Source organism: Fannyhessea vaginae DSM 15829, assembly GCF_000159235.2.
In the GTDB taxonomy this organism is placed as follows: domain Bacteria; phylum Actinomycetota; class Coriobacteriia; order Coriobacteriales; family Atopobiaceae; genus Fannyhessea; species Fannyhessea vaginae.
On record NZ_ACGK02000001.1, the window covers coordinates 370063 to 392550 of the forward strand.

The following is a 22488-nucleotide window of genomic DNA, read 5'->3' on the forward strand; positions in this document are numbered from 1 at the left end:
CTGTGACGACGCGTTGTGAAGTTTTAGATAAAGCGCACGCAAAAACGCGTATAAAATAACACATTCACTCACTCAAAAAATAAAACCTACCTAAGCACACGTGATTTGGCTTAGGTAGGTTTTAAACTCGTTTATGCTGTTGAGTTTATAACTACACTCTTTATATGCGTTTATGCGTCGATGAGTTTGATGACCTTATCAAACACAACATCGGATGAATCAACGCTTTCTTGCGAGCCAAAAACGCATACATTCATGTTTTGGGCATCGTCTATCCATTTTGTTGCAAGATCGTGTATGTCTTTGCTTGTGCAGGTGAGCTGACTCGCGCGAATCATTTCCTGCCAGTTTTGTGGTTTATGACTTAAAATTTCAGAATCTTGGCGGCGTGCTTGAGCGTAGGGTTTAATCGGCGCGTCAAGTGACGCCGTGCACGAAACAATATAGCCTTCAAGTTCACTTTGTGTTGGATCCCATGCACGCAACCATTCAAAGCTTTTAGCATAGGTTGTAAGTGTTGTGTCAATAGAGGGGTCGCGATATGACCAAAAGCGGCTATACCCATAAGCTGTGCGCGTAAATCCGCATCCATATGCTCCGCTTAACACGCGAACATTATTCCATAGGTAGTCAAGCGACAAAACGCGCGCGCTTATAAGTGAAGCGCCAATTGTTTGTGCGTCAAAATGAACGTCTGCGCAATCGGCGCCTACAAAATTGACGTGTGAAGGTATAATAAACGCTTCGTTTTGTGGATGAAGTGCAGGGATGCTTAATACATTTTTAGAGCTGTGCTCCTCGCTTGCATTTGGCGAGCCCTCGCCTACAAATTGCATACGATGGCTTATAAAACGCTGATAGTCGTCTTTTGATCCTGTAAAGCTCACTTGTACATTGTTTGCGGTAAAAAGCGTTTGCGCAAGTTGTGACAACTTTTTTGCCACGCTTTCTTTTGATGATTCCCAGTTGTCCAAAAGCTCTTTTAAGAATATGTAATGAGAAACGCCTTCAATTTGATCTACTAACGCCGCACTTGGAATGCGTTTGGACGCAAGCCTTTCGGATACACATGCATGACCGGAAGAAATAAAGCCCTGCTCCATGCTTATTTTGCGTTGAGTGAGCAAAGACTTAATCTTATCAAGTTCACTAAATTGTGTGTTCGTCCAAATATCGCTTGGCAACTCAATGAGGTGGTTGATATTCTCACTCAGTGCACTTGCATGCACAACAAAGTAAGGATAAACCTTTGAGAGATCATTAAAATTATGATATATACTACAAAACGCTGAACATTCGCCCAGCTTACGCTCGCAAGCTACGTCAAGTTCATCGGCACTGTACGTTGAAGTTGAAAGCTTACCAAGAACTTCTTGCAAAATGCCTACATAACACATATCGCGGTATTCAATACAGCTTAGGTCAAAATAAGCATACAGATATGCAATTTGATGAGTAGCAATATCGTGATATAGATACGAGATATTGTGGTGTTGCTCAAGCTGAACAGGTGTTTCTTTGGGCGCCGCGTCAATATCGCTCACGTGGAGTTGCGGAAGCGTTGCCAGCGCATCGGGGGAATCTGGGGTTTCCTGCAGACGTTTAAGCTCCTGCGTATGAGCAATCAGCCGTTCAATTTCTTCATCAGAGCTTACATCTTTGAGTTTTTGCAATTTTTGTTCTTCAGTGGTATCCATATCTGCTACTGCAATAAGCTCAACTTCGGCATTATGCGTACTTTTGCATACAATGCTTTCCAACAGTTTTTCAAAGTAACCGTGTTCGAGCCCTGCTTTCATCTCGTCAATACCATGTTGATAGCGCAAATAATCAAGTGCTGCCGCGTCGTTATAAAGCCAGCCGTTAAGAGCCTGAATTGAAATAGCAACGCCGTCGCTATAGTTGTCCCAATCGCCTTCACGTAGGATAAATTCGGTTTGCGAAAGTGCTGCTTGAATACGAGCCTTATCAAGTCCTGTCTGTGCATATTGCGCGCACTTTGTTTCGATAAGCTCGCGAAACTTATGCGCACTTTGAGGGCGTGCTCCTTTGAGTTGGAAAATGAGTTGTGGCTGTAAGCATCCGTCTACCACGGCACAACTTACGTCGCTACCTAATCCTGCGTCTAAAACTGCCTTTTTCAAAGGACTTTCGTTGGTTGAACAAAGTACATCGCTTATGATCGATGCCGCTAGAACGCGGTTTCTGTCTTGATATGTGCCAATCACATAACCAAGATTGATAACCGCATTGTCAGGCGTTGTTTTCATGGTAAATTGTGTGAGCTTGGGCGTAACACTCTTTTGAAGCTCTAGCTTGTTAGGAGCTTGTTGTGTACGCTCGTCTGCGTGTATAAAATGTTCGTTGATTTTATTAAGCATGGCATCTATGGATAAGTTGCCATACAAAATGGTGTAGCTATTATCAAGTTTGTAATGACGTGCGTGTGCGTCTAAAAATGCCTCATAGCTTAAATCGGGGATATGGTTAATATCGCCCCCAGACACATATTTATAGCAGGTATCGGGGAATAGCGCCTCGTTGAGCTTGTGATAAGCCATGGTATCGGGGTTGGATAGGCTCCCTCGCATTTCGTTCAGGACAACTCCGTTATACGAAAATGGACTTTGCGAATCTTGCGCTTCAAGATGCCAACCTTCTTGTTCAAAAATATGAGGCTCGTGATAAATATTGGGGTGCAAAACCGCATCTAAATAAATATCGGTGAGGTTCATAAGATCTTTTTGGTTGGTACTTGATACTGGATAGATAGTTTTGTCGGGGAACGTCATTGCGTTTAAAAACGTTTGCATGCTGGTTTTAAGCAGATGAACAAAGGGCTCCTTAACACGATATTTTTGCGAACCGCAAAGTACCGAGTGTTCAAGTATGTGAAATACTCCAGTTGAGTCTGTGGGAGGTGTCTTAAAACCAATGGTAAACGACTTATTATTATCGGCGCATGCGATCCAAAGCGCACGAGCTTTGGAAGGCTTGTGGGTAAATATATATGCGTATCCGTTTAATTCGGAAAGTTCTTGTACGTCTATAACCTCAAAATTATGATGGACTGTTCCAACGGTAAGCTCAGCTATTGGCTGCGTAAAATCTTGTACAGACTGGTGTGTGTTCAAACGATCATCCAAATTATTTTGATGGTTAGTAGTGTGGTTGTGTGCATGAACGGTATGCATGTGCACTCCTTATCGAATGTATGTTTTGAAGTTATTGTACAGGATTGCTAAGCATGCCGCCGATTATTCGTGAACCTCACATATGAATGTTGTGAAGGTCAATAAAAGTTTGAGTAAGCGGGCAAACACTACGATATGTTTATAACGTATTTATATAAAAAATTTTGTATAAAATATGCGCTTGGTGATTGGTGATGGCGCGCACATAAGAGGAGGAAGTGTTGAATCGTCAGCATGTGAATGCTTTAACAGAGCACGTAGAAGAACATCGCTCACATGGTTGGCGCCCTTTGTGTGTAGCTCATTATACAGATAAGTTGCATTCCAACTTTATACGTTTTAAAGCACAACATCGACTGGCATATGGTATCGTGCTTACCCTTTTAGGCGGAAGTCTTTGGGGTATGAATGCAACACTTTCTAAAGTTATTATGGATACCTATGCAGTAACTCCGATGTGGCTTGCCTGTGTGCGCGAAATTTTTACCGCAATACTGTTTTTAGGCCTTGCCAGTAGGCAAACGCCGCGCCAACTGCGCGACGCGCTTCACTCAAAACATGCACTCATCATGATGGTCGTGATGGCGTTTGATGTGATTTTGCTTTCTCAAGTGTCGTATCTTGAAGCAATCTTTTGGACCAATTCGGCAACTGCTACTATTTTGCAAAACTTAGGCGTGGTTTTAGTTATGCTCTATGTCTGCGTTACCAATAAGCGCCTGCCACGCCGCCGTGAAGCGTGGGGTTTGTGCTTAGCTGTTGTTGGAACATATTTTATTTCAACAGGTGGTGACCCAACACAGCTTAAGCTGCCACTTGAAGGTCTTGCGTGGGGTATGGCGTGCGCAACTGCTGCTGCGATTTTGGCTATTCAGCCAATTAAGCTTATGAATCGTTACGGAAATTTTGTCGTGAATGGTCTTGCATTTTTATGCGCAGGTCTTATGCTTGCATGTTATGTGCAACCGTGGAATTCTATTCCTCATTTTGGAGTAACAGGAACGCTGTATCTTGTTTTTACGGTTGTTTTAGGAACGTTTGGAGCGTATGCGCTCTTTCTTGAAGGTGTTAAAGAAGTTGGCTCGGTTAAAGGTGTTATGCTAGGAACAAGTGAGCCACTTGCTGCAACAATTTCAACTGCGCTTGTAATGGGTACAATGTTTTCACCTGGCGAGCTATTTGGCTTTGCGCTTATCATTATCATGGTGTTCTTAACTGCATAAGCTTTGTATGACTGTTTGCAAAAACTAAAACACATTCAAAAACAAAAACGCCAAAGAGAAACCGTATGAAACAAGCCTGCTCAAGATTAAGTTGCTCAAAACGCTGTTCATGAGTTGCCCAAAGCAGAAATCCTTAGGACATAAACCACCCCTTTACTTTGATCGTATGCACACAAATTAAAGGGGTGTAAGTCTATTATCTGCTGTTATTAGCCGCTATATACGGCTCATTTCTTCGCTGCAACGGCTGTACCAGAAGTCGGGATTAGGTGGGCAGTATTTACGCGCTGCAGAAGGGGTAAGTCCTCCGCCATATCCGCGCGCAAGTCCCGAGACATGTGCTCTAATAGCCGTGTCCCAGTCGCCCCAGCTAGCATCGCCCCAGCCCCAAGCATTATGCGGTCTAAAACAGACCGCGCCTTTGGAGCTTTCGACCGTAGAGATTGCAGGCGACCATCGAGGGTCAACGCCGTTATCCCATGCTGCTTCGGCAAAGGTTTGGCCATGTCCTGCAAGAGGAGAACCGCTTAAATATGAATTGATACGGCTTGCCCATTTGGTAACAAATGAGTCTCGATCAGTACCCATATTTACCTGTGATAATGGTGAATTTGGTGCGTCTACCGTAACGGTATTGCCCGAAGCGGTCGTAAACGTTGAACCTTCGGCCTGGCGTGCTTTTTCTTCGGCTGCTTTTGCGGCAGCCGCTTCTGCTTCTGCACGTGCAGCAGCTGCTTGTTGAGCGCGTGTGCGTGCCTCTATTGCCTTATTCATGGTTGATGATGCATCCGCAACCGCTTGGTCTTTTTCTTGTTTATCTTGTTCAAGTTCTTTTTGAGTGCTTGTAACGTCGTTTACGGTTTCAAGCAATTTACTTATAGCGTCATTATTTTTAGTTTGAATAATATTCAGGTACTGCATAAGTGAAATAAAGCTATTAAAATCTGGTGCCGATAAGAGCATCTCAAGTAAAGATGAGCTCGACCTGCTCATTCTATACATAGTATGAATAGAATGAGCAGCTTGTGCTTTAAGGTTTGGCAGCTCTTGCTGTAATTCTTGTAATTTTTTACTATTTTCTTGAACTTTTTGCTCTGCTTGAGTTGCCTGTTCTTGCGCTTGCTGTAAAGCTTTTGCTGATTGTTCCACCTCTTGTTGCAGTTGATCAACTGTGTTGTCATCCGTTTGCTCTGCAAATATCATAGAAGAAGATGAGCATACGACACAAACGGCCAACAAGATAGAGGCGAAACCATACCATGCTTTATGCATTGTAATGATCTCCTGTAACTGCAGCACTCAACATCTGTGCTGATTGTTAGTAATCCGTTGTAGACTCGTTAGCCTTATATATTACCTTAAATATGTCACTCTCATCTACTTTCCATGTGAGCATGGACATTATGTGGATGTTTATATATGGATATCTACTTAATAACAAGGGTATCGCATTTGGGATATCTAACTAAAAATGTAGAAATTGAACCTAGAAGTGCATATTTAATTGAAGAAAGTCCGCGTGCGCCACAGATAATTAAATCGGGGGTTACTATATCGAGCATATCTTCCTTAAGCGTTTCACGAATACGACCTGCGCGAATAAGTACACGTACACCTTGTATGTCTTTATCTGCTTTGAGATCTTCTACCTGTTTGGCTATTGAAGACTTAAAACCTTCTTCGAGCCCATGCAAAATATCGGCGGGATACGTACTTGCGGTTTCGAGTGCAGACGCGTCTATAACATGACCGATAACTAATTCAGCATGGTAATTACGTGCAAATTCTGCCGCCTTTTGGAGTACGTAATCTTGATGTTCGCATCCATCAAGTGCTACGAAAATGGTTGAGTAGCCAAGCTTTTCTTGATCACTTTGTTGTTGGACAGCCATAACATCCTCCTAAAGTACGCGACCATCATATATAGACATACTGGTCATGAGGTATCTTTATGTGCAAGTTTATATGATTCTAAGCGTTTTTTGTGTCACATTTTTGTTAACGGTAAAAATTGTTCTGTAAAAGTTATGCTATAGCAACAAGCAATTGTTATGTGAGGATAAGGAGTGCCATGCCTGCTATGATCGAGCTTTTAAAAGCATTGCTATTTGGAATTGTCGAAGGTATTACCGAATGGCTACCCATTTCCTCAACAGGCCATATGCTTTTGCTCGAAAAATTTGTGGTTCTTGATGTGTCACCAGCATTTTGGCATATGTTTTTGGTGGTTATACAGCTTGGTGCAATTTTAGCGGTGTGTGTGTCCTTTTTTAAGGAGCTTAACCCATTTGGCTTTTCGCTTACTAAACTACAGCGAAACACCATTTGGACTTTGTGGGCAAAAATTATAGTTGCCTGTATACCCGCGGCGGTTATAGGTATTCCTTTGGACGATTGGATGGATGAACATCTTAGCAGTCCGTTTGTCATTGCTGCTGCGCTGGTTGTATACGGTGTTGTGTTTTTGTGCCTTAGAGATTCGCAGAGTAATCTTGCTATGCACAAGGGCAAACATGCAAAAGCAGTACAGAGCGAACAGCGCAGGCACACGTTTTTAGACAAACGCATTACTACACACGCTATAGATAATTTAAGCTGGAAACAAACTATTGGAATCGGATGTTTTCAAGTGCTTTCTATTATTCCAGGTACTTCGCGTTCTGGCTCTACCATTATTGGAGCGCTGCTTATGGGCTGTTCGCGCAGTGTTGCCGCGCAATTTACGTTTTATTTAGCAGTTCCTGTTATGGTGGGAGCGTCTGGATTGCGATTGGTAAAGTTTTTTATAAAGGGGAATACCTTTTCAACAATGGAAGCTGCTACGCTCGCGGTGGGATGTTTAGTAGCGTTTTTAGTATCTATGGCAGTGGTTAAATTCCTTATGCGTTATATTAAACGCCATGACTTTTCGATTTTTGGGTGGTATCGAATTGCGCTTGGTATTGCCGTTGCTACATATTTTTGGCTTATATAATATCGTCAGTCTATATACAAATTATGCATAATTATACCATAAAATATCTTAAATATTGTATCTAAATTCATAATTATTACGTGTTCATGTAGGTCGTGTGAGTTTAACGTTTCAGATTAGGAAATTATGGTTTTGTGTACACGGATACAATATTTGTTGGGTACTATAATTATCCCATACGCCGTAGCCGTTATGAGCGTCTTGCGCGAACGTGCACGTTGGTGTGCATAACGGTGGTATATAAGTATTCGTAACGCTTTGTTGTAGGTTTGGGATACAAACCTATAGATGTAAGCAAAAGGAGGTAGCAATATGGCGTTTTCGTTATTCAACACTTCGGTCACAAGACGACAAGCTCTTCGCTTAGGTTTGGGCGGAGCATGCTGTTTGGTTGGATTATCCCAAGCAGCCTGTACACCACAAGATGTTACCCCCTCACAAGACCAACCAACAGTTAAAGGTATCGATAAAGAAGCATTTGACGCGCTTATTGCACAAGGTCCTGTGGCTTCGCAAGCCGATATTGATAAAAGCACATGGGCAAGCCAGGTGGCAAAAGCACAAAAACTTCGTGTTGGTGGTGTAAAAACTTCTATTCTATTTGCGTCTCTTGACGAAGCTGATGGAAAAATTCGTGGTTTTGATGCAGGTTTGGTTTCATTACTTACGCGCTATGTCTTAGGTGATGAGTCAAAGAGCGATCTTACCTTGGTTACGTCTAATACGCGTGAGTCGGTTCTTCAAAACGAGCAGGTTGATGTTGTATTTGCAACGTATTCCATAACGGATGCTCGCAAAAAAGCTGTGTCATTTGCTGGCCCTTATTATTCTACGCAACAAGGGATTATGGTTGCTCAGTCCAACACTACTATTAATGGGTTGTCCGATCTTGCTCAGAAAAATGTTGCAGCACAGTCGGGTTCTACAGGTCCTACGATTTTAGAGCAGCTTGCGCCCGAGGCAAAAGTTCAAGAGTTCACTACCGACGAAGAGGCTCGAAACGCACTTTCGCAAGGTAGAGTAGACGCCTATGTTATTGATGAAACCATGCAACGCGGTTCAATTGTTAGAAATCCAGGCAAATACAAGCTGGTAGGAGAGTCTTTTGGCCCGGTTGATTATTACGGCATTGGACTTCCTCTTAACAGCGATGGTGTTGATTTTGTTAACACGTTCCTTAAAAAGGTTGAAGATGCTGGTTTATGGGCAGAACTATGGAAAGTTGCAATTGGCAACCGCACCGAGGCTACCAAAGTGCCTACTCCACCTTCAATAGGAGTGTAGGCACGTAAAGATACGTCTTGTTAAGTTATAGCATCGTAGGGTTGTTCATAAGCGAGGAATAATGGGATTTCAAGAATTATGGGCTACGTATGGTTCGATGTATCTAATGGCGTGGACAGTTACTATGAAGATGGCACTTATTTCGTATGTAAGTGCCACTCTTCTTGGATGCATTGTTTCGATTATGCGTATAAGCCCTATTTATCCACTGCGTTTAACAGGGGATGCGTACGTACATATATTTCGTAATATACCTGCAATTTCTTTACTTGTCATTGTGGTTTATGCTCTTCCAAATTTAAAGATTATTTTGCCGTATGATGCCTGCGTTATGGTAACGGCAGCACTTATTGGTGCGGCATTTGCCTCGGAAAATATTATGACAGGTATCAATACCATTGCTTTAGGTCAAATCGAGGCAGCTCGCTCACTTGGCTTTACGTTTATGCAGAGTTTGAGGGCTGTTATTTTGCCCCAAGCGTTGCGTTCGTGCGTGCTTCCTATGACTAATCTTTTGATTGCGTTGATATTAACTACGGCAATTGCTTCTCAGGTGCCGCTCGTTCCGCAGGAGCTTACCGGACTGGTTTCCTACATTAACACGCGCGCCGTAGGTGGAGTTGCTGCATTTGCCATATCCGCCTTTGGCTACGTCTCTGCTTCAATTGTGGTTGCGTATGCAGGAAATAAACTGGACAGGATGGTGAGAATTAAACGATGAATACTAATTCTTACACATCGGTTCGTGACGCGCTCTTTGAGCAGCCTGGCCCTAAAACCAAACGATTGGTTTCAATTATCACCTTTGTGTCTTTAATTGTGCTTGCGGCATTTGTGGCAAGTATTGTGTATCGTTTTTACATAACCGGTCAATTGGCACCTCGATTTTGGAATTTCTTTTTGTTACCAACAACGTGGATCTTTTTATTACAAGGTCTTGTTGGTACGCTTTCGATTGCTCTTGTAGCAGGAGTTCTTTCTTTATTGCTTGGCCTTGTGCTTATGCTTTGCCGTATAAGTCATAACCGTTTTCTTAAGATTCCAGCACGTATATGTATCGATTTCTTCCGTGGAGTGCCAAGTCTTTTGCTCATTTACTTTTGTTTCTTGGTAATTCCGCAATACGGTATTAAAATGCCTTCGTTTTGGATGATTGCGCTACCTGTGGCGTGTGCCGCGGCAGCTGTTTTGGCGGAGGTCTTTCGCTCGGGCGTACATGCTGTTGCAAAAGGTCAAAAGGAAGCAGCGTATGCGCTTGGTTTTACTCGTGCCCAAGTGTTACAAAAGGTTGTTTTGCCGCAGGCAATTCGCTACGTTATTCCAGCGCTTATAGCACAGCTCGTTGTTGTCGTGAAAGACACCACGGTTGCCTATGTTGTAAGTTATCCCGATTTGTTGCAAAACGCACGGGTTCTTATTACCAATTACGATGCGCTTGTTTCGGTGTATTTGATTGTTGCGCTTATCTATATTGCAATTAACTGGTCGCTTAACAACATTTCTAAGTGGTATACCAAAAAGACAAGTGTGCCGGTATCAAGCTCCAAAGTTGATTTGTCGGTTGAAATGAGCGAAATTTAGGGAGTCGGTATGGAAGATATGAAACAAGCCGAAGTAACGCCAAAATCTTCTCAGGATATTCCTGTTGTTGAGTTTAAATCGGTGAATAAATATTTTGGTAAATTACATGTATTAAAAGACATAAACCTCTCTATCAAAGCAGGTGAAGTGGTTGTAATTATTGGCCCTTCTGGTTCGGGAAAGTCTACCTTATGTAGAACAATTAATCGTCTTGAAACCATTGATTCGGGCTCGATACTGCTTGATGGCGAACCTTTACCTCAAGAGGGAAAAGAACTTGCAGCAATGAGAAGCCGTATTGGCATGGTTTTTCAGTCGTTTAACTTGTTTGCACATAAAAGTATCCTCGATAACGTGTGCATGGCGCCAATTGCCGTTCTTAAACGACCAAAAGACGAGGTACAAGCTGAAGCTTTAAAGCTTTTGAAGCGCGTAGGTGTAGAAGCACAGGTGCATAAAGTTCCCGCCCAGCTTTCTGGCGGCCAGCAGCAACGTGTGGCGATTGCTCGCTCGCTTGCAATGCACCCCGAAGTTATGCTGTTTGATGAGCCTACCAGTGCACTTGATCCCGAAATGATCAATGAAGTACTTGATGTTATGGTTTCGTTGGCAAAAGAGGGCATGACCATGGTTGTTGTAACCCATGAGATGAATTTTGCTGCCCGTGTTGCCGATCGAATTGTGTTTATGGCTGATGGACAAATTTTGGAGGAAGCTTCTCCACAAGAATTCTTTGCTCAGCCAAAAACCCAGCGTGCGCAGGACTTTTTGGACTCTATTACCAATCACTAAGCATGCAATTCCAATTAATGTCGCGCTATGCGTGTAAACTAAAAAAGAAATAGTAGTGTAGTGGCTGCATATTTTGTGCAGCCACCATTTGATTTTGGAGATGTGCATGGCGTTAGTTGCTCAAGATACATTGTTTTCCCCACAGGATTTTAATGCTGATATGTCCCATAGTCATCAAAGTGGTAAACGTGACGCTTTGCCGCGCACGCGACAAAGTAGGGTAGATATAGATTCTCTTAATCCGCAACAAAAACAGGCCGTGTTGTGCACTCAAGGCCCTCTTTTGGTACTTGCAGGGGCAGGTTCGGGCAAAACGCGTGTTTTAACGTATCGCATTGCATACCTTATTGAGGAGCAAGGGGTAAGTCCTTGGTCTATTCTTGCAATTACTTTTACCAATAAAGCTGCAAAAGAAATGCGCGAGCGTATAGAAGCGCTGCTTCCCGGCAGAACACAAGGTATGTGGGTGAGCACCTTTCACGCCATGTGCGTAAGAATTTTGCGCACGCACGCTGAGCGCTTGGGATATTCAAAAAATTTCACTATTTATGATACCGACGATACCAAACGCTTGATTAAGCATATTATGGGCGATTTGAATCTTGATCCCAAAAAATATGCACCAAATGCCATTCGCGAGCGTATTTCTCAGGCAAAAAATGCTGCTCAGACGCCTCAAGATATGGAAGAGACTGCGGGGGGATCTGCGCTGCTTGAAACTACTGCAGAAGTTTATCGTATATTTGAACAACGTTTGCGCACGGCAAATGCAATGGATTTTGACGATTTATTAGTCAAAACGTACGAGTTGTTTTCTAAAAACCCTGATGTTTTGGAATACTATCAAAATATTTTTAAATATATCAGTGTTGATGAGTATCAAGACACCAATGCTGTCCAATATGCACTTACCAATTTGTTGGCACGCAAATATCAAAATTTAATGGTTGTAGGTGATGACGACCAATCCATTTATTCTTGGCGTGGAGCTGATATTACTAATATCTTGTCGTTTAGAAAAGACTATCCGCAGGCTCATGTGGTAAAGCTCGAACAAAACTATCGATCAACAGGGCATATCTTGCATGCTGCTAATGCGGTAGTCAAGCATAATTCAAGGCGCGAAGCAAAAGAGCTGTTTACCAAAGCAGGCGATGGTCAAAAGGTTGAGGTGTTTCAGGCTTCTGATGAGCGCGATGAAGGTCGCTGGATTGGTGCCGAAATTGAGAAGCTCCATGACAGCGGGTGTGCGTATAGCGATATAGCAGTGTTTTATCGTATGAACGCGCAATCTCGTATTTTAGAAGATATGTTTTTACGCGCGGGTGTGCCGTATAAAATTGTGGGTGGTACGCGATTCTTTGACCGTGCAGAAATTAGAGATGTGCTTGCATATCTCAAAGTTGTGGTTAATCCCTTTGATGATGTGAGTGTTTTGCGCATTATCAATACACCGCGCAGAGGTATTGGTACAACATCTATTGATAAAATCCAGTCATATGCCAATGATCGAAATATCTCGTTTTTCGAGGCAGTATGTGCTTGTTGCGATGAAAAAGATCTTCTTAATGCTCGTTTGCGCACCAAACTTTCTGAGTTTGTATCGTGCATTCAAAAAGCGCAGACTATGCATGGAGATTTGTCGAAAGTTGTTTCGGCAATTTTGGACGAAACACATCTTGTTGATGCACTTAAAAGCGAGGGTAGTGTTGAGGCCGAATCTCGAATCGAAAACATTCAAGAGTTTTTAAGCGTTGCTGCAGAATTTGAAGCATCGCACGACAATATGGAAGAAACTCTGATGAGTTTGCAAGACCTTGCCGAAGCAGGTTTAATTGATAGTCAACAGTTAGATGAGTTGGGTGTGCCCACTTTGGATTCTCAAGCGTCGTCTGCTGTAAATGCTCGTCCATCTGCGCAGGTAAAAGACATTATAGCCGTCAATCAGCAAGGCAACTCACAAACACTTGACACGGTCCAAGTGGCTGCTTCTGAGCACACAGCCGATCAGGGTGCGGTTGACGCCAATTTAGCTGCATTTATCGAATGGCTTGCCCTGCGTTCAGATCTTGATACGCTTTCTGGTCAAACAAGTGCTATTACTATGATGACGGTACATGCTGCTAAAGGTTTGGAATTTCCTGTGGTATTTGTTGCAGGAATGGAAGATGGCATTTTCCCTCATGTAGCATTTGATAGAAGCGAATCTTTAATCGAAGAAGAACGCCGTCTTGCCTATGTTGCCATTACACGTGCACGTAAACGCTTATTTTTAAGCTATGCAAGCGTAAGACATATGTTTGGTAGTACGCAAACTAACCCCAAAAGTCGCTTTTTAAACGAAATCCCCGAAGAAGACATACATGCAACAGGCGTTGGCTCGTCGGGCTTTACAGGCGTTGGTTGGGAAAAGCGTGGAGATCGGCACGGAACGTTTGGGTCGGGCAGAGGTCAAGATGTCTATGGTGGACACGTGTTTGGTTCGTATACGCGCTCTACGGGAACAAGTACGCAATCTCAAGCTGCTGGCATACAAAAAGATAGCGCCCAAGTGCTTACATCCTTTAAGCGCGGTGATCGCGTTTCTCATAAAACGTTTGGCATAGGTGTTGTAAGAAGCGAAACACGCGATACCGTGGAAGTATTTTTTGAAAAGACGGGTAAAACCAAGAAGCTCATGAAAGGTTTTGCTCCTTTGGTTAAGTTAGATTAAACGCATGTCATCTTAAAACAGACACCGGTGGCATTTCTGTAAAACAATCTTAACTACGTGCCACGTATTTTGCGAAAGAGGTTATATGATTCAAACGTATGGCATTATCGGTGCTATGAAAGTTGAAACCGAACTTCTGGTAGAACATATGCAGCAGACGCGCCACACACGTTTTGCGTCTATGGACTTTTTTGAAGGCGTGTTGTGCGGCAAGCAAGTTGTGGTGGTTCAAAGTGGTATCGGCAAAGTAAATGCAGGTATTTGTGCTCAGATCCTATGTAATATCTATCACGTGGACGCAATCATCAACACGGGCATAGCTGGCGCTTTGGATTTGCGCTTAACGGTTGGTGACGTTGTGGTTTCAACGGAGGTGGTGCACCACGATTTTGATGTAAGCAACTTGTCGTACCCCCTAGGACAAATTCCTGGTATGGACACACTCACCTTTAAAGCGTCTGATGAGCTTATAGTTGCTGCAGATAAAGCCATACGTTCTGCTCGTCCAGATATACACTGTTACATGGGATGCATTGCGTCAGGAGATCAATTTGTGCATACGAGCGACCGAAAAACCGACATTGTGCAAGCGTTTGGCGCGCTTTGTTGCGAGATGGAAGGTGCTGCAATTGGACAGACTTGCTATCTGAATCATATTCCCTTTGTTGTTATGCGTACCATTTCTGATAATGCCGATGAAGAATCGGGAGTTGATTATCCTAAGTTTGAAAAACAAACAGCGCATGATAATGCGCGGATTATTGAGCACATGCTTTTGACGCTGTAAGGCAGCATCATCAGCTCTACGAGTTATGTTATATGCAGTTTATGCACGACTAATGTTTTGCGCGATACAAATGAGGTGAGTTTGATGGAAAAGATTGCAAGTTTTACCGTTAATCACGAGCTTTTAGAGCCTGGTGTGTATGTGTCACGACGCGATACCTATCCAAATACTTCGTATGAGGTAACTACCTTTGATATTCGCATGTGCGCTCCAAATCGCGAGCCTGTTATTGATACGGCGGCTTTGCATGCGTTGGAGCATATGGGAGCCACGTATCTGCGCAATAACAAAGCATGGGCGTCGCGTGTTTTATATTTTGGCCCTATGGGCTGTAGAACAGGTTTTTACCTTTTATTGTTTGGCTCATATCAAACGCAAGATGTTATTGACCTGTTGTGCGAGTTGTTTTCAAGTATGGCAACCCATGAAGGTACAGTTCCAGGAGCTTTACCCAAAGAATGTGGTAACTGGCATGATAGTGATTTGCCTATGGCAAAATGGTGGGCAAAGCGTTTTCTTGAGCAAACGTTGCTTCACATAGATAACGCGCACATGAATTATCCTGCGTAAGCATCTGAGAATCTACATCATTCATATAAGACGAAGCTTAATAAAAATACCCTCAAACGGTTCATTTGAGGGTAAAAATTTAAGTGTTGCTATATATGCAACATCATAGGCAAAAAATCAGTTGTTCTATACCTATGATTTACGTGCGCTTTTAGTTATCGAGTACTTTTTGAATGCCTAAGCCAATTAAATCGGGACCGGTATGAACAAGCAGTTCAGGGGTTATATCTGCATGTTCGATACCTGCTACATCTTTAATGTCAGCTTGCAAACGCTTATTAAAATGCTCGAAAAGTTCCCTGTTTTTCTCTGTTGTACAAATTGCTATACGAACCTTACCCCAGCGGTTTGCGTAATCTTCTACCAGCGCAACAAGGGTATCGAGCGCCTTGTCCCATCCGCGCGCCTTTTTCTTGATAGCGTATGCGCCGCTCTCGTCGCAGGTAAGAATCGGCTTGATGTTTAATACCTTGCTGATGTTATAAATTGCAGCATTGATTCGTCCGCCTTTATAGACGTAATCAAGTGTTTTGGCACAGAAAAATACACGTGAATGCTCTATGTACGCTTCAATTTTTTCTTCAAGCGCTTCAAATGGAGTACCTTGTTCAATGAGTTCTACCGCACGCTCTACTACCATACCCGATACCATACCTACAAGGCGCGTATCAACAACAAGCGTGGGAAAGTCACTCATTTGGTCGGCAACCATACGCATAGTTTCATACGTTGCTGAAAGTTTGCTTGCAATCGTAAAGATTACTGCTTTGGTATAACCTGCCTCACGTGCGCTCACAAGAGCTCTGTGTATTCTGTCGGGTGAGGGTAGAGATGTAGTAGGAATTTCTTTATCTAAACGTGTAAGAATTTCTGATGAAGAAATATTCACGCAGCTCTCATATGTTGAACCGTCTGAATAGGTAATACGTTGTGGCACCACAATGATGTCGTGTGCGCGTACGAATGACTCGGCAACGTCAGAGCCAGAATCTACTATACATGCAATATGTTGATTATTCATGCATCCTCCAGTTGAGGCTAAATTATCTTTATGGGTATTTTCTCATGAATTTGATAGTTTTCTACCAAATTGCACGGTAATTCAATAACTATAAGTATACTATGTAAACAAAAAATAAACCTATCAAATAAATTCTATGTTTTAACCTTGGCATGTATCAAATTTAGAGCCGTAACGTCGACTGTTTGATAGTATATATGCATACACATTCAGGTATTTATACATTACCTCAATATAAAAGTTTAGGAGTAAGTGCACATTATGAAACAGCGTTTATCCACCACTATTAAAGAGCCTTCGGTTATTGCACGTGTTATCAAGCGAACGCCGTTTGAGGCTCTCAGCTCAGACGGTACACTCGCTGCGGCTGTTATGGTTGCAGCTGCTCTATGCGCGGTTATTGTTGCCAATACCCCGTTATATGCCAGCGTACATCATGCGTTTACTCAAAGCTTGGGCATTTGGATCGCCAATTTTTATGTGTCTATGACATTTGAAGCTTTCATTAATGACTTCTTAATGGCCATTTTCTTTTTACTTGTTGGTATAGAACTAAAATACGAAATGGTCGTAGGACAGCTTAGACGACCCCGTCAAGCACTCTTGCCCATGCTGGCAGCTGTTGGTGGAGTGTGTGTGCCAGCGCTTATCTATACGGCTTTTAACTGGGGAAAAAGTGTTCATGGATGGGCAATTCCTATTGCTACCGATATTGCATTTGCTCTTGGTGTTATGTCGCTTTTGGGTAAGCGCGTGGCTCCTCAGACTAAAGTCTTTTTTCAAACACTTGCTATTGCCGATGACTTATTAGCAATTGTAGTACTTGCCCTGTTTTATGGACAGAGTTTAGACGTGGTTTGGTGCGCGGCTACCCTAGGAGTTATTCTTTGTTTGGCGCTTCTTTCTCGTGCAAAAATATTTTCTGCAAAGCCATATCTTATAGTGGGTTTTGTTCTATGGATCTGTATGTATAATTCCGGCGTTCACCCTACGCTTGCAGGTGTAATTTTGGCATTTTTCTTACCAGTTAAAAGCGATATCCGTCTTTCACACCTGCATAGCTGGCTTAGCCATCAAACAAACATGCTTGATGAGCACCTAGATACAGATGTTCATATTTTAGGACAGCACGACGTAAGCTATGATGCTCAGCGCATTGAACGCATTATGCACCATGTAACTCCTCCACTTGAGCGTGTTGAAGGTTATATTTCTGTTTTAGTTAACTTTGTAATTTTGCCGATATTTGCATTTACGAATGCCCAGATTTGTTTAACGGGAACCGATTTTTCTACGCTTGCAAGCGACCCTGTTGTTCAAGGTGTATTCTTAGGAGCAACGCTTGGAAAACCAATAGGTATTATATCGGTTACGTTTGTACTGGTTAAAATTGGTTTTGCTAAGCTGCCTAAGCATGTTGACTGGATTCAGATTATTGCAGTTGGTATCATGGGAGCTCTTGGCTTTACGATGTCAATTTTGATTTCTGGTTTGGCCTTTGATGTACCGCAAGAAATTATGGCGGCTAAATTTGCCATCTTGATGGGTTCATGTGTTGCAAGCGTTGTGGGCATTTTGTTTGTGTTTGTTGCGCAGGCAATAAAGGCAGACGCACGCGCGAAAGCTTAGTGAAAATTATTTGAGATTTTTTATTGTCTATGGGTTGCGTTTTATTCAACGCACCCATAGACATAGCCCCAACCATGAGCAGTAATAATTGAATTTAAGTGGTCGCATAATACGCTGCGTTTATACGAGCCTCCAGGGAGCAGTTTAATAACTTCGCATAAGTCATCGCTTAAATCATCAATTTCTGCACGCATTTCAACATCAATTTTAGTCACAGAGCCAGAAGGCTTGTGCGCGTATAATGCATCTACAAGCTTTTGTAGCTCACCATATTCGGCGGCACGCGCGCTGCCGCGCCTGTAAACTGCAGGATTGCAGCTATGTTGTGGAACGGTAATCTTTTTCATGAGTTCATGGTAACAAGCAAAAGGGGTTATACTTAAAAAAATGACCTGAAGGGATAAAAACCATGACTTGTACATATGAAACTATGACTTCAGACGAGCTCAAGAGCGAGATTTCTGCGCTTTCGTTACAGCTTCAGCAGTATAGGGCAATGAATCTTTCGCTTGATATGTCACGAGGAAAACCGTCATGCGCGCAAATAGAACTCTCTTGTCCGCTGCTTGATGTGGTTAACTCACAAACTCCCTTGGTAGACGGTGATGCGATCGTTGATAATTACGGATCGCCCGATGGTCTGCCGTCGACAAGAAATTTAGTGAGCAAATTGTTAGATGTTCCGCAGAAAAATGTTATTGTGTCGGGATCATCGAGCTTAAATCTTATGCACGATTTGATTGTTTATGCATTTACCCATGGCATAAGCGGTCAAGAACCTTTTTATAAGCAGGGGAAAATCACGTGGCTTTGTCCTGCTCCAGGCTACGACAGGCATTTTACTATTACCGAAAAACTTGGCTTTATCAATAAAGTTATTCCTATGAATGACGCAGGTCCCGATGTTGCCATGATTCGCGAACTTGTTGAACACGATACGTCTGTAAAAGGTATATGGTGCAATCCTAAGTATTCTAATCCAACGGGTGTAACCTATTCTGACGAAGTGGTACGTAGTTTAGCGCAGCTTAAGCCTGCCGCGCCGGATTTTCGTATCTACTGGGATAATGCGTATGCGTTTCATTGCTTTAAGCAGCCCGATGTTAAACTTCTTAACATTTTTGAAGCGCTTCGTGAGGCACACGCGCAAAATCTGGTGTATGAGTTTGGTTCGTTTGCAAAAATCACTTTTCCAAGTTCTGCTATTGCATATGTATGTGCATCTGATGAGGATATTGCAACTATTCATGATGCATTTATGGAAGAGCGTGTAAGCTCCGAAAAATTAAGCCAGCTTGCTCATGCACTCTACTTTAAGACGCCCCAGGATGTGTATGAGCATATGCAAAAGCACGCAAACATTATTGCACCAAAATTTGCCCTTGTAGAAGAAAAACTTTCTGCTCATCTAGGAAATCTTGGCATTGCTACGTGGTCTCATCCGCGTGGTGGCTATTTTGTTTCGCTAGATGTTATGCACGGGTGCGCAAAAAAGATCGTGTCATGTATGAAAGAGCTTGGCGTTACGCTTACTACCTGCGGTGCAACGTACCCTTATGGTAAAGATCCTCTTGATAGCAACATTCGTCTTGCGCCAACGTATCCTGCGCTTAAAGATTTAAGCTGTGCACTGGATATCTTATGTGTGGTAACAAAATTTGTATGTGCTCAACACATCCAAGAAGAGAAAAGTTGCATTTCTTAGTTTAAGTTTAATTAAGGATGGATAAGTTTGTCTCACATATAAAGAAACTATGAGTTATAGTCATATGTGTATGTCTGCTTGACGTATGCGTCTTGACAGTGCATTCTATACATTTAATTTACGTGATACACAAATGCATGATTACTTGTATTTTGTACGAAAGGTTTTGTTATGTTGCATATGAGCGGAGCTACGCATAAACGAGCGGCTGGTATGAAGTCAGCAGCATCGCGCAAGCGCCAACAGCAGGCTCAAAAGTTGCAGGAAGAGCGCGACAAAAATCGCGCGAAAAGTCCCGAGCAACAAGCAAAAGATCGCAAGAAGAAATGGTTTGAGGCAGGCGTTGTTGTTTTTGGTGTGCTTATGGCATTGGGCATGATGTTGCCGTCATTGGCGCCGATTTTTTCGCATCAAGCACAGCAACAATCGCAAAAAGACGCTCAAGATAAAGCAAAAAGTGCTCAAGAACATGATGGAAATACGGATAAAAGCACATCTGGCGAATCACAGGATACTTCCACCGATGTCAAAGACGAGTTTAGCGTGCTTATTGATAAATATGAAGCTCGCCTGAAAAAAGATAACCACGATTTAGCGGCTTTACTTAATTTGGGTAATGCCTATTATACTCGCGGACAACTGGCGTTTAATAAGGCTAAGACAACACAGGATAAGCAGGCTGCCGCTTCATCTTTTGCCAAAGCGCAATCGTATTTTGATTCTTATCTTACTCTTAAAGACTCTAAGGCAGTTCGAGTAAGCAAGGCAATGTGCGCCTTCTATCAGGGCGATGCTGCATCTGCTCTTCAACAGATCCAAACAGTGCTTGACCAAGGAGATTATGCACCTGCATGGGCAAATTTGGGCATCATCTATGAATTACAAGGCAATAAATCCGAAGCAAAATCTTCGTTCCAAAAGGCTAAAGATGCTGATCCACATAATGATTATGGAATTGCAACATTGGCAAGTACACATCTTATGCGCCTGAAACAAGAAGAAATTGTGGCTCAGCAACAAGAACAAGAGCCTGCTGAATCTAGTGATAATCAAGATCTTGCTGATAAACTAAACTCTAACCAATAAGCAAAAGCCACGCAGATAAGGGGTGAACATGTCACTTTCTATTACATATACGCATGAACAAGCGCAAGGTATCGTGAACGTTTCTGGTGAAGTTGACGTATCGTGTGCCGATGAATTACGTACAAAACTGCAAGATGCGCTTTCCGATGACATTAAACAGCTCATCATCGATATAGAGCATATGAGCTACATTGATTCAACCGGTATTGGTGTATTGGTTGGCGCCGCTCATCAAGCAACAACATGTGGTGTACATACGCAGGTTATACATCCACAGCGTAATGTGCTTCGTATACTTTCTATGCTTGGCGTATGTGAAGAGCTGGGTATTTCTCAATCATAAGCAAGGAGGCTTTTGTGTTTGGAATTAGCGAAACAGAGCTTGCCCTTATTGCGTTATTTGGATTTTTGCTGTTTGGTCCCGATAAACTGCCAGGTATGGGCAGAACTATTGGCCGCATGCTCAAACAGTTTAGACAAGCGCAGGAAGACTTTAATGAAGTTGTCCAAACTGAAGTTATAAATCCTATGAACGATGCTGTTAACGGCACTGGAAACGATGATGCGGCTCAAAAGAAAGCGCAAGGCTTGCATGATGCACTCTCCGATGATGCCGACATTGCTGATGGCGCGGATGAGGCAACTTCGGAGCCTGCTGTGCGAAAAGAATCGTTTGCCGAGCGTCGTGCACGTTTGGAAAAAGAAAAACAAGAACGCGAAAAGCGTGCCCAAGAAAAGCTCGAGCGCGCACAGCACGAACAACTCGACACACTTTCAGGTACACAAACCGAGCAAAAAAAGCCTGTTCACAGCGATGTCCAGTCCTCAAAATCCGAGGATAATCAAGCTGGTGAAAAAAGCAGCCCATGTGATACAGCACAAGATGTAGCTGAAGAAAGGTCTGGCGAACAATCAGATACGGCCGCGTCAGCTGCGCCTAACCCTTTAAGCGCACAGGCGCTTTATGCACTTAAACCAAAACAAACGCTTACGCAAACTGCAGACGCGCGCGATCATTATGAACCTGAGCTTGCGCCAGATGCTAACCATGGTGCTTGTGAAAAACCTGAGTCTACATCCGCACCTGCATGTGAAGACACAACACAGAAGGAGGAACCCTCATGCCAGTAGGTCCTGCTCGTATGCCCTTACTTGATCATTTGGGCGAACTCCGTAGACGTCTTACCATTATCGTAGTATCTGTTGTGGTAACCGCTCTTATTGTGTATGCTGCAACGCCTGTGCTTATAGACTTTCTTATGGACCCTATCCGTGCTTCTTTGCCCGAAGGTTCTCATTTGATGGTGCTTACGGTTCTTGGTGGCTTTACCATACGTTTTAAGGTTGCTATTTTCTTTGGCATTATTATTGCAGCTCCTATTATTATTTGGGAGATGCTTGGATTTTGTCTACCTGCGCTTAAGCCAAATGAGCAAAAATGGGTTATTCCTACGGTTGCTGCTATGGTGTTTTTGTTTTTGTTTGGTATGGCGTTTTGCTACATTGTTATACAACAGGCAGCTATCGGTTGGATGATCGACCAAATTACCGACTTTGCAACTGTTGCGCCCGATGCCGAAGACTATCTTAATATTATTATGCTTTTGGAGATTGGCTTTGGATTTGCATTTCAGTTGCCACTCGTAATTTTTTACCTGTCAATTTTCCACCTGGTCCCCTATAAAGTTTTCAGGCAACAATGGCGTATTATTTACGTTGGGCTGCTTATTATTTCTAGCGTTGTTACGCCTGACGCATCCCCAGTTACTATGATTTTGATGTTTGCTGCATTAGTTGCTCTGTATGAAATTGCTTTAACGATTGCACGCTATGTTCTTATTGCACGTCATGGCAAGGCATCACTTTCGTGGACGCGCGAAGAATACAGTGAGCATCTCTAGCACATCTAGCAGGAAAACTCTGATACCA

20 protein-coding genes are annotated in these 22488 nt (G+C 42.9%); 15 read left to right on the forward strand and 5 right to left on the reverse strand.

The window, feature by feature from the left end; genetic code table 11:
• Positions 1-170: 170 nt before the first annotated feature.
• Positions 171-3194, reverse strand: a complete 3024-nt coding sequence (locus HMPREF0091_RS01620) for an insulinase family protein (RefSeq protein ID WP_006302439.1) — start codon at positions 3192-3194, stop codon at positions 171-173.
• 218 nt (positions 3195-3412) lie between these two features.
• Here HMPREF0091_RS01620 and HMPREF0091_RS01625 point away from each other — a divergent pair, with 218 nt between their 5' ends.
• Positions 3413-4417: a DMT family transporter gene (locus tag HMPREF0091_RS01625; RefSeq protein ID WP_396177026.1), complete on the forward strand. Its 1005-nt coding sequence runs from the start codon at positions 3413-3415 to the stop codon at positions 4415-4417.
• A gap of 216 nt (positions 4418-4633) precedes the next feature.
• Here the strand turns inward: HMPREF0091_RS01625 and HMPREF0091_RS01630 are convergent, their stop codons facing one another.
• Both HMPREF0091_RS01630 and HMPREF0091_RS01635 read right to left on the reverse strand, forming a co-directional pair.
• Positions 4634-5689, reverse strand: a complete 1056-nt coding sequence (locus HMPREF0091_RS01630; RefSeq protein WP_006302441.1) for a coiled-coil domain-containing protein — start codon at positions 5687-5689, stop codon at positions 4634-4636.
• Between the two features lie 155 nt (positions 5690-5844).
• Positions 5845-6309: a universal stress protein gene (locus tag HMPREF0091_RS01635; RefSeq protein WP_006302442.1), complete on the reverse strand. Its 465-nt coding sequence runs from the start codon at positions 6307-6309 to the stop codon at positions 5845-5847.
• A 179-nt stretch (positions 6310-6488) separates the two neighbouring features.
• Here HMPREF0091_RS01635 and HMPREF0091_RS01640 point away from each other — a divergent pair, with 179 nt between their 5' ends.
• The 8 genes from HMPREF0091_RS01640 to HMPREF0091_RS01675 all read left to right on the forward strand — a co-directional run bounded on the left by HMPREF0091_RS01640 (position 6489) and on the right by HMPREF0091_RS01675 (position 15118).
• The gene (locus HMPREF0091_RS01640; protein ID WP_006302443.1) at positions 6489-7391 is read left to right on the forward strand and encodes an undecaprenyl-diphosphate phosphatase; all 903 of its coding nucleotides are present in this window, start codon (positions 6489-6491) and stop codon (positions 7389-7391) included.
• Between the two features lie 312 nt (positions 7392-7703).
• Positions 7704-8675: a transporter substrate-binding domain-containing protein gene (locus HMPREF0091_RS01645; protein WP_006302444.1), complete on the forward strand. Its 972-nt coding sequence runs from the start codon at positions 7704-7706 to the stop codon at positions 8673-8675.
• 61 nt (positions 8676-8736) lie between these two features.
• Complete coding sequence (locus HMPREF0091_RS01650) at positions 8737-9396, forward strand: amino acid ABC transporter permease (protein WP_006302445.1); 660 nt, start codon at positions 8737-8739, stop codon at positions 9394-9396.
• On the forward strand, positions 9393-10256 hold the full coding sequence (locus HMPREF0091_RS01655) for an amino acid ABC transporter permease (protein ID WP_006302447.1): 864 nt from the start codon (positions 9393-9395) through the stop codon (positions 10254-10256). The genes HMPREF0091_RS01650 and HMPREF0091_RS01655 overlap by 4 nt, the downstream gene beginning before the upstream one ends.
• 9 nt (positions 10257-10265) lie before the next feature.
• On the forward strand, positions 10266-11048 hold the full coding sequence (locus HMPREF0091_RS01660; protein WP_006302448.1) for an amino acid ABC transporter ATP-binding protein: 783 nt from the start codon (positions 10266-10268) through the stop codon (positions 11046-11048).
• A 106-nt stretch (positions 11049-11154) separates the two neighbouring features.
• Positions 11155-13761 carry an ATP-dependent helicase gene (locus HMPREF0091_RS01665; RefSeq protein WP_006302449.1) on the forward strand — a complete coding sequence of 869 codons (2607 nt, stop codon included), beginning with the start codon at positions 11155-11157 and terminating at the stop codon, positions 13759-13761.
• 85 nt (positions 13762-13846) lie between these two features.
• Entirely contained in the window at positions 13847-14548 is a 702-nt protein-coding gene (locus HMPREF0091_RS01670) for a 5'-methylthioadenosine/adenosylhomocysteine nucleosidase (RefSeq protein WP_006302450.1), read from the forward strand.
• A gap of 84 nt (positions 14549-14632) precedes the next feature.
• Entirely contained in the window at positions 14633-15118 is a 486-nt protein-coding gene (locus HMPREF0091_RS01675) for an S-ribosylhomocysteine lyase (RefSeq protein WP_006302451.1), read from the forward strand.
• Positions 15119-15269: 151 nt separating this feature from the next.
• Here HMPREF0091_RS01675 and HMPREF0091_RS01680 read toward each other — a convergent pair whose 3' ends face one another.
• Positions 15270-16139, reverse strand: coding sequence for a DegV family protein (locus HMPREF0091_RS01680; protein WP_006302452.1), 870 nt, complete (start codon positions 16137-16139; stop codon positions 15270-15272).
• A gap of 261 nt (positions 16140-16400) precedes the next feature.
• Between HMPREF0091_RS01680 and nhaA the strand changes: the two genes are divergently transcribed.
• Positions 16401-17768: a Na+/H+ antiporter NhaA gene (nhaA, locus tag HMPREF0091_RS01685; RefSeq protein ID WP_006302453.1), complete on the forward strand. Its 1368-nt coding sequence runs from the start codon at positions 16401-16403 to the stop codon at positions 17766-17768.
• 41 nt (positions 17769-17809) lie between these two features.
• Here nhaA and HMPREF0091_RS01690 read toward each other — a convergent pair whose 3' ends face one another.
• Complete coding sequence (locus HMPREF0091_RS01690) at positions 17810-18115, reverse strand: hypothetical protein (RefSeq protein ID WP_010241795.1); 306 nt, start codon at positions 18113-18115, stop codon at positions 17810-17812.
• Between the two features lie 62 nt (positions 18116-18177).
• Between HMPREF0091_RS01690 and HMPREF0091_RS01695 the strand changes: the two genes are divergently transcribed.
• The 5 genes from HMPREF0091_RS01695 (at position 18178) to tatC (ending at position 22460) form a co-directional block, all read left to right on the forward strand.
• On the forward strand, positions 18178-19473 hold the full coding sequence (locus HMPREF0091_RS01695; RefSeq protein WP_006302455.1) for an aminotransferase class I/II-fold pyridoxal phosphate-dependent enzyme: 1296 nt from the start codon (positions 18178-18180) through the stop codon (positions 19471-19473).
• A 171-nt stretch (positions 19474-19644) separates the two neighbouring features.
• Complete coding sequence (locus HMPREF0091_RS01700; RefSeq protein ID WP_006302456.1) at positions 19645-20559, forward strand: tetratricopeptide repeat protein; 915 nt, start codon at positions 19645-19647, stop codon at positions 20557-20559.
• 28 nt (positions 20560-20587) lie between these two features.
• Positions 20588-20902 (forward strand): STAS domain-containing protein, encoded by a 315-nt coding sequence (locus HMPREF0091_RS01705; RefSeq protein ID WP_006302457.1) that lies wholly within the window; start codon positions 20588-20590, stop codon positions 20900-20902.
• A gap of 14 nt (positions 20903-20916) precedes the next feature.
• Entirely contained in the window at positions 20917-21690 is a 774-nt protein-coding gene (locus tag HMPREF0091_RS01710) for a Sec-independent protein translocase subunit TatA/TatB (RefSeq protein WP_006302458.1), read from the forward strand.
• Positions 21681-22460: a twin-arginine translocase subunit TatC gene (gene tatC / locus HMPREF0091_RS01715; protein ID WP_006302459.1), complete on the forward strand. Its 780-nt coding sequence runs from the start codon at positions 21681-21683 to the stop codon at positions 22458-22460. The genes HMPREF0091_RS01710 and tatC overlap by 10 nt, the downstream gene beginning before the upstream one ends.
• The last annotated feature ends 28 nt before the right edge of the window (positions 22461-22488 follow it).

What these genes read in the sequence shown, in the direction of transcription:
- HMPREF0091_RS01620 (WP_006302439.1), bottom strand. Translation starts at nt 3,194, where the DNA reads ATGCATACCGTTCATGCACACAACCACACTACTAACCATCAAAATAAT.
- HMPREF0091_RS01630 (WP_006302441.1), bottom strand. Translation starts at nt 5,689, where the DNA reads ATGCATAAAGCATGGTATGGTTTCGCCTCTATCTTGTTGGCCGTTTGT.
- HMPREF0091_RS01635 (WP_006302442.1), bottom strand. Translation starts at nt 6,309, where the DNA reads ATGGCTGTCCAACAACAAAGTGATCAAGAAAAGCTTGGCTACTCAACC.
- HMPREF0091_RS01640 (WP_006302443.1), top strand. Translation starts at nt 6,489, where the DNA reads ATGCCTGCTATGATCGAGCTTTTAAAAGCATTGCTATTTGGAATTGTC.
- HMPREF0091_RS01645 (WP_006302444.1), top strand. Translation starts at nt 7,704, where the DNA reads ATGGCGTTTTCGTTATTCAACACTTCGGTCACAAGACGACAAGCTCTT.
- HMPREF0091_RS01650 (WP_006302445.1), top strand. Translation starts at nt 8,737, where the DNA reads ATGGGATTTCAAGAATTATGGGCTACGTATGGTTCGATGTATCTAATG.
- HMPREF0091_RS01655 (WP_006302447.1), top strand. Translation starts at nt 9,393, where the DNA reads ATGAATACTAATTCTTACACATCGGTTCGTGACGCGCTCTTTGAGCAG.
- HMPREF0091_RS01660 (WP_006302448.1), top strand. Translation starts at nt 10,266, where the DNA reads ATGGAAGATATGAAACAAGCCGAAGTAACGCCAAAATCTTCTCAGGAT.
- HMPREF0091_RS01665 (WP_006302449.1), top strand. Translation starts at nt 11,155, where the DNA reads ATGGCGTTAGTTGCTCAAGATACATTGTTTTCCCCACAGGATTTTAAT.
- HMPREF0091_RS01670 (WP_006302450.1), top strand. Translation starts at nt 13,847, where the DNA reads ATGATTCAAACGTATGGCATTATCGGTGCTATGAAAGTTGAAACCGAA.
- HMPREF0091_RS01675 (WP_006302451.1), top strand. Translation starts at nt 14,633, where the DNA reads ATGGAAAAGATTGCAAGTTTTACCGTTAATCACGAGCTTTTAGAGCCT.
- HMPREF0091_RS01680 (WP_006302452.1), bottom strand. Translation starts at nt 16,139, where the DNA reads ATGAATAATCAACATATTGCATGTATAGTAGATTCTGGCTCTGACGTT.
- nhaA (WP_006302453.1), top strand. Translation starts at nt 16,401, where the DNA reads ATGAAACAGCGTTTATCCACCACTATTAAAGAGCCTTCGGTTATTGCA.
- HMPREF0091_RS01690 (WP_010241795.1), bottom strand. Translation starts at nt 18,115, where the DNA reads ATGAAAAAGATTACCGTTCCACAACATAGCTGCAATCCTGCAGTTTAC.
- HMPREF0091_RS01695 (WP_006302455.1), top strand. Translation starts at nt 18,178, where the DNA reads ATGACTTGTACATATGAAACTATGACTTCAGACGAGCTCAAGAGCGAG.
- HMPREF0091_RS01700 (WP_006302456.1), top strand. Translation starts at nt 19,645, where the DNA reads ATGTTGCATATGAGCGGAGCTACGCATAAACGAGCGGCTGGTATGAAG.
- HMPREF0091_RS01705 (WP_006302457.1), top strand. Translation starts at nt 20,588, where the DNA reads ATGTCACTTTCTATTACATATACGCATGAACAAGCGCAAGGTATCGTG.
- tatC (WP_006302459.1), top strand. Translation starts at nt 21,681, where the DNA reads ATGCCAGTAGGTCCTGCTCGTATGCCCTTACTTGATCATTTGGGCGAA.